This is a genomic window from Pediococcus damnosus (assembly GCF_001437255.1).
GTDB lineage: Bacteria > Bacillota > Bacilli > Lactobacillales > Lactobacillaceae > Pediococcus > Pediococcus damnosus.
Window position 1 is genome coordinate 1 of record NZ_JQBD01000093.1, and the last position, 6,782, is coordinate 6,782.

A 6,782-nucleotide genomic window follows, 5' to 3' on the forward strand; every position below is an offset into this window, starting at 1 on the left:
AATCATTTACACATAATTATTTAAACACTCGGTGTTGAGAATTTTAAAATTCAACACCTTTTTTTGTATTACTAACAGTTTTAAATTGCTCTAATTTATATTCGCGGTGATAGTGATCTGAATCTACATAAATAGCGTGGATTTCGCCATTATCTTTCATATCATTATCACGAGCAGCATTGATAGTTGCAATGGCCAGATATTTATTTTTTTAGTAATTTCCTATTTTCCCCCAAATAACAATCTCCGTCGAAAGCATTCATCTTTTAAAAACGTTTTTATTCATAGCCCTATTGTACAGACTATTTTAGATTTAGCATTTTTCCCCAATTAATCTTTTAATGTCCCCAACACTCAAAAAACTAGTGACGAAACTGCCAACCTATGAGATCCTATGCATAGGTTGTTTCATTTTAGTCTGCAAAGAAATAAATTTATTGGAGGAGTCATTATGCTATATATTATTTTGCTCAGTTTTATTGCCCCCGTTTTGATTTGGCTTGGCTTTATTGCCACTGCTAATCCAGCTGATCGACGCACCACCATTGTCAACGGAGCGTGGATCTTGATATCTTTGGTGATTTTAAAAATCATTCAAACTTATGTCTGGTTACCTTCCCGAAATCCCCTCTCTCTGTTGGGGGCTAACTTAATTTGGGGCGCAGTTAGTCTGGCCGCTTTTTACTTTTTGTTCAGAGCGACCACCGATTCCAGTCTTAATCGCACAACCATTGCAGCAGGGGCTGGACTACTCGTGCTTGTCATCATCGTTGGCGGTGGTGAAGCACATTCGGCTTTCTCCGTAAAGTCAGTGGCGCAAAGTATTCAATCTAAAAAAGTTTCCAGCAAGGCAGCGCCTACCTTTAAAAAAGGTGTTACCCCAGTTGCCTTATCCCCAAAAACAGTTAAAAATCGCATGAACAAAAATATGAGTGACGTGCCTAATTCTCAATATTTTCATTTAGGTGACATTCAGGCCCAATACTATCATGGCAAGCCTGTTTACATTGCCCCAGTTGAGTTTGATGGCTTTTTCAAATATCTATCGGCTAAGCAACGAACCCCAGGGTACTTTATAATTGACGCCACTTCTGTTAACGCAGAACCTAAATTTGTCCGCAAAGCAATGAAATATACCAACGCCAGCTACTTTAACAACAACGCGCAACGGCATATTTATCAGGACTATCCGCAATGGCTCGTTGCTGACAATAGTGAACCTCAATTAGAAGTTGATGAAAATGGAACCCCTTATTACATTGAAACAACCTACAAATCCATGGCATTAAGTCATCGAATTAATTATTCAAAACTGCATGTCATTGCGGTCAACGCGGTCACTGGAAAAACTAATTTATATAGTTTAAAGAATCTGCCAAGTTGGATTGATGAAGGAATCACGTCCGACGTTGCCGACTATATGAACACCGCCTACGGAAAATATCAACGTGGTTGGTTAAATATGCACCTCAGTAAAACTGGCATTCAGGTCCCCACCAACAGTGAAGTGATCTCAACGTTTGATCGTCAAGGCCAGGTTCAATACTTCACTGATTTTACAAATCCACGTTCAGATGCAGATAGTGCGTTAGGCTATTCCATGATTAACGCCCGGACCGGGAAATTAGTTTACTACAAGACACACGGAATTATGGATTCAGATGGTGCAAAGAATAATGCCGATAACAACTATAAGGCACAGCAATGGAAATCCTCAATGCCGGTTATTTATAACATTAACGGCAAGCCGACTTGGGTCCTCTCAATTTTAGATGGCACTAGTGCTTTCCGCGGATATTATTATATTGATGCGTCCGACCAATCTGTCCACGCCACTGGGGATAACGCCAACGAAGCTGTGGATAATTTCCGCCAAGCGTTAGTCGATAGTGGTACCAGTGCAGGCAATACGGCCGGTGCCAAGCTTAAAACCATTTCGGGAACCGTTTCTCGAGCTGTCATCGTTACAAAGAGCAACAATCAAGCCTTACTATTTACCTTGAGTGGTAGCAACACCGTTTATACTGTTGATGGCGATGATTTCCAAAAAGCACTATTAACTCAAACTGGAGATAAAATAACAGCTAAAGCTTATGTAGTTAAAAGCAAATCGATTGGTAATGTTGAAAAATTTGTAAATACTAATCTAAAATAAAGTAGTTCATTAAAAATAGGAATCAAAAATTTCAATTAAGAAATTTTGATTCCTATTTTGTTTAATATTCATTATTAAGCCAGAATTTCCAGATTATTAGTGTTCCTAATCAATATCATCAATATGTGGCACGTCAATCTTTCTCTTTCTAACTGATACTTCATAAAAGATCCAAGCAACTAGTGCGAAGAAAACAGGACCAATCACTGTCCAAAATGCCGTGTAATAATCATGAATAGAAAGTGGTTCAATCACCGTGAAAATAATTCCAACCAGAATAACTAACCACGTAATGATCGTAATTGTCAACGTCATCGCCTTCGTCTTAAAGAAGACAAAGGGCCGCTCTAAATCGGTACGTTTTTTGAAGAATGGAAAGGCCCCAACCAAGAATAAGTATGGAACCGCCGACGAGATATTTTCCATATCTTGTAAAATGGTGTAGAACGACTGGGCGTTGCTACCACCAAATGAGACGGCAAATATGATCACAACCACGATAATGGCCTGCACCCACATTGAATAAGCCGGCACACCATATTTGTTTAGTTTGGTCATCTTTTTAGGCCAAAACTTGGCTGGTGACCCCATGATAAATGATTTCAAAGGTGAATAAACAAGCACGAAAAAGGCACCCATATCGGATAGAAATTCTTCAATTCCAATTACCCGAGCGAACCAATTTCCCATCGTAATGCTGGCGGCTGCCGATAAATGCATCGTTTTCCCAATTGAAACACCTAAATTATTCATTAAAACGTAAAGCACGTTTCCTAAATCACTCGTCTTGTTACCAAGGACGGCATGCCAGTTTGCGCTGACTCCCCAAAGAAAGATTCCGAGTGAATAGGCAACTAACATAATGATGGTTGAAATAATCATTGCGCGTGGAAACGTCTTGGAGGAATCTTTAACGTTGTCCACAACGCCACCCATAGTTTCCATCCCACCATAAGCAAAAATTGCATACACAATGAAGGACATAATCGCAATTGGTGAAGAAAACTGACTATTTGGTGAATGGATAATTGAACGAGCCGTAAATGGCTGTGCCAAATGGCCCCCGTGCACTGCCAACAATACTAAGCTAATTAATAAGAATAGCGCCGTAATTGTCAACGTGATCGTCCCACCAAACGCTGCGAATCGCGCAATTTGATTAATTCCGTGCGTAGAGAAAAATGTCACAGCAATCATGAAGACAATCGCGATTAATCCAATCGTTTGGATACTATTGAATCCCAAAAAATGCCACGATTGGGTAGTATCGTGCCCCGAAAACATCGTCGCAAACGGAATCCAAATTTTTGATGCTTCAGATACCAGCCACACAATCCAACCTGATAACCAAATAAAAGTTCCAATGAATGCTAGTTTTTCGCCAATCGATCCGGCTAACCAAGAATAAATTCCGCCATGGGCCTCTTTAAAACTAGATCCATACTCGGCAAACATCATTACACTGGGCAAGAAAAAGAAAATTGCCCCCAATACATACCATAAAATCGCGCCATACCCCATTTGATCATAGGCAACTGTGGTATTTGAAATCCCATAAATGGAGGTAAACACCATAAGAATCAGGCCGACAAGCCCGATTTTATGTTGCTTCGTGTTTTCCAAATCGTCCAAAACAAATCCTTCTCTCTAAAATAAAAATACTTGCCTATTCTAGCACTTTTTATACACAAAATATGCATTTTTTTAAATAATAAGAAAAAATAAAGAGACTGGAAAAATCCAGTCTCTCAAAATATTAGCTATCTAACTTAATCTGTGTTTTTGATGTATCCCCACATTTGCAACAACCGTTCCAACAATAAATAGTAAAAATACTAAGTTAAAAATGACGGCTAAGCTAGTTGCGATGGTAAATGCTTCAAATGCAATTGCAACGAAGGCCCACGATTGACCAATTAACCAAATCACCAAACCATCTAGTAAAGAAAGATTCCATAGCTTTACGTTTAAAACATCTAAAAATGCTGGTATATGGAAACAGAATTCATCCCTTGTATGGTTATTCATAGTGAAACTTACCAATCCGATTAAAATTTCGGCTACGAAAAACACAATCAATACCATCACCAATGAAGTCATCTGATCACCATTTGCAGCTGTAAATTCAGAAACTGGATGCCCCCAGAAATTAATTAGAGTTGGAATCTGTAATTGCAGATTATCACCAAAAAACATGACTGTGAGAATTTCCAGAAAAATATTTGCCAACATAACACCACTTAATTTGTATTTAAATTTTGCAATCATAATTACTCATCCTCCCCTAAATGATTAATTTAAGCTTTTTGAAAGCGCTTCATATACGACTCCATTATACAACCTATTCGTAGTTTATCAATCAATCCATTGATTTTAGTAACTATTTGGCAAATAAAAAGCGCAGGTCCTTGTTGCAACCTACGCTTTTTATTTTATTTATGAAAATATTCTCTTTCTGCTTCTTCTCTTGCCTCAACTGCGTCATCAAATTTAACGAAGCTTTTAAGCAAAACATATTTACCACGAAACATTAATCTCGCAAACCATACCTGTTGCTGTTGATCGTATGATACGCCAATCACGCCGCTATGATTCTTTTTCCCCTTTCGAATTGAGGCGTAGTTTACACCTGATGGGCTAGTAAAATTATTGGGATTTCCCTTAGACTTCTCGAAGAAGCAGTTTTTCTGACTATTTAGCTTAGCCAAATCCCGTCGAAGACATCCACAACTTCTGCTAGTGCCATTTCTTAAATTATAACCGTCTACAATCACATGATTACCGCAGTCACAAAGGCATTTCCACTGTGCGTTTCGATTTTTAACTTTTTTAGTAGAACGCTTGATGACAAGCAGTCGTCCAAATCTTTGTCCCGTCAAGTCGTACATATCAGTCACCGCCTATTACCGAACATAACCAAAAAAGAAGCAATCCAGCATTTAAGCCTAATCACTTCTAATTCATTACCTATCCCGCAAATATACGCATATTTCATCCGTCATTTTTGGTCATCTAGAAGCAGGTTTGCTTAGTTAATTTTTATTTTTTCTGCGTTTCTTAATACCAAATAATGTCAATAATTATATAAAAGTCGATATATAAAATATACAGACTCATATTAACATTATATTGAGCCTTCAGAAGGCCTTTTTCACAAAAACGTTTAATGTTTATGGTTAATTACTTAGTTAAGCGTTTAATAATACTTTTTAAAAATATGTCTCTTGCTTTTATTATACTGCTTAAGAAAGGATATGTACCGTTCATTAATTTAAAATAGTAACAATCGTCGAATTTTATCGATTGAAATATTCGTGATAGTCACAATAAGTAATTTATTCGATATCCAGGGTACTTCTTTTAAATTTCAAGCACCCATTATAAAATACGCATATTTTGGCAAATCATTTTTAGATGTTTCAAAATTTGGGATTGCTGATTGACATTCCTATCCGTTACTAACACAATGGATTAGGCACACTAAATATGGTTTTAAAGGAGCACATTAATCGTGGCACTGAAACGCATCAAAAAATATTTTTTAATCTTGTTAGGTATCATCTTTGCAATCATAATCGGATATATCATCTATTTATTTGCAACCTATTATCGCCTACCCAACTATCAAACGTTGGCAGCTTCCAATAAACAATCTACTTTGTTAAAGCCCAAATGCGAGTACCGGGCCATGACTTACAACATTGGTTATGGCTCTTATCCGCCTAGTTACAGTTTTTTCATGGACGGCGGTAAATTATCGGTAGCTTACAGTAAAAAATCCGTTAGACAGAGTATTGCAGGCGTTACCTCAACCACTAAAAAGGTTGATCCCGACTTCGCCTTTTACCAAGAAATCGATACTAACGGTGATCGTTCGCAGCACGTAAATGAAGTTAATCTTGTCACGAAACACTTAACCAATTATGGCTCGGTTTTTGGCCAAAACTATGACTCACCTTACTTATTTTATCCATTCACACATCCAATCGGTAAAGCACGCTCAGGCCTTCTCACCTTAACTAAGGCAAATGTCGTAAACGCATCTCGTCATTCCCTACCAATTGCAACTGACCTCAGTAAATTTACCGATCTTGACCGAGCGTTTACAGTGACCAAAAGTCGGGTAAGTAATGGAAAATATTTTTTGATGGTTAACATTCATATGTCGGCGTACACAAAGGACAAATCAATTCAAAACGCGCAATTCAAAAAGTTATTTACTTTCATTCAAGATGAATATCAAAAAGGAAATTATGTCCTTGTGGCCGGTGATTACAACCATGCAATTTTGAAAAATAGTTCTAAGATCTTTAAAACTAGCACACCAAAACTGACTTGGACCAATCCTTTTCCAAAAAATAAATTACCCAACGATTTTTATATCCCGACAATGGGTTTGAAACAGGCTGCAACGCCTTCTGTACGTAACTTAAACCAGCCATATAAAAAGGGACGTACTTTCGTAACGATGATTGATGGCTATATCCTATCCAAAAATATTTCTGCCAAAAAAATTCACGTTCACAATACCGAATTTAAATATTCTGATCATAACCCCGTTGTTTTAGATTTCGAATTAAAGTAACCAACTAAAAATAGGGTCTACACTTTCTGGTATTGGTGAATA

General features: G+C 37.5%; 5 protein-coding genes. 2 read left to right on the plus strand and 3 right to left on the minus strand.

Going from position 1 to position 6,782, the window contains the following annotated elements; all coding sequences use genetic code 11:
- Nucleotides 1–451: 451 nt before the first annotated feature.
- A complete protein-coding gene (locus tag IV84_RS09030; protein WP_046871499.1) occupies nt 452–2,155 on the plus strand; it encodes a hypothetical protein in 1,704 nt (567 codons plus the stop codon).
- A gap of 105 nt (nt 2,156–2,260) precedes the next feature.
- Here IV84_RS09030 and yjeM read toward each other — a convergent pair whose 3' ends face one another.
- The 3 genes from yjeM to IV84_RS09045 form a co-directional block, all read right to left on the minus strand.
- Nucleotides 2,261–3,787: a glutamate/gamma-aminobutyrate family transporter YjeM gene (gene yjeM / locus IV84_RS09035; RefSeq protein ID WP_307722727.1), complete on the minus strand. Its 1,527-nt coding sequence runs from the start codon at nt 3,785–3,787 to the stop codon at nt 2,261–2,263.
- Nucleotides 3,788–3,919: 132 nt separating this feature from the next.
- Entirely contained in the window at nt 3,920–4,423 is a 504-nt protein-coding gene (locus IV84_RS09040; RefSeq protein ID WP_056986479.1) for a hypothetical protein, read from the minus strand.
- Between the two features lie 164 nt (nt 4,424–4,587).
- On the minus strand, nt 4,588–5,043 hold the full coding sequence (locus IV84_RS09045; protein WP_046871501.1) for a hypothetical protein: 456 nt from the start codon (nt 5,041–5,043) through the stop codon (nt 4,588–4,590).
- A gap of 629 nt (nt 5,044–5,672) precedes the next feature.
- Here IV84_RS09045 and IV84_RS09050 point away from each other — a divergent pair.
- Nucleotides 5,673–6,740, plus strand: a complete 1,068-nt coding sequence (locus IV84_RS09050) for an endonuclease/exonuclease/phosphatase family protein (protein ID WP_056986481.1) — start codon at nt 5,673–5,675, stop codon at nt 6,738–6,740.
- The last annotated feature ends 42 nt before the right edge of the window (nt 6,741–6,782 follow it).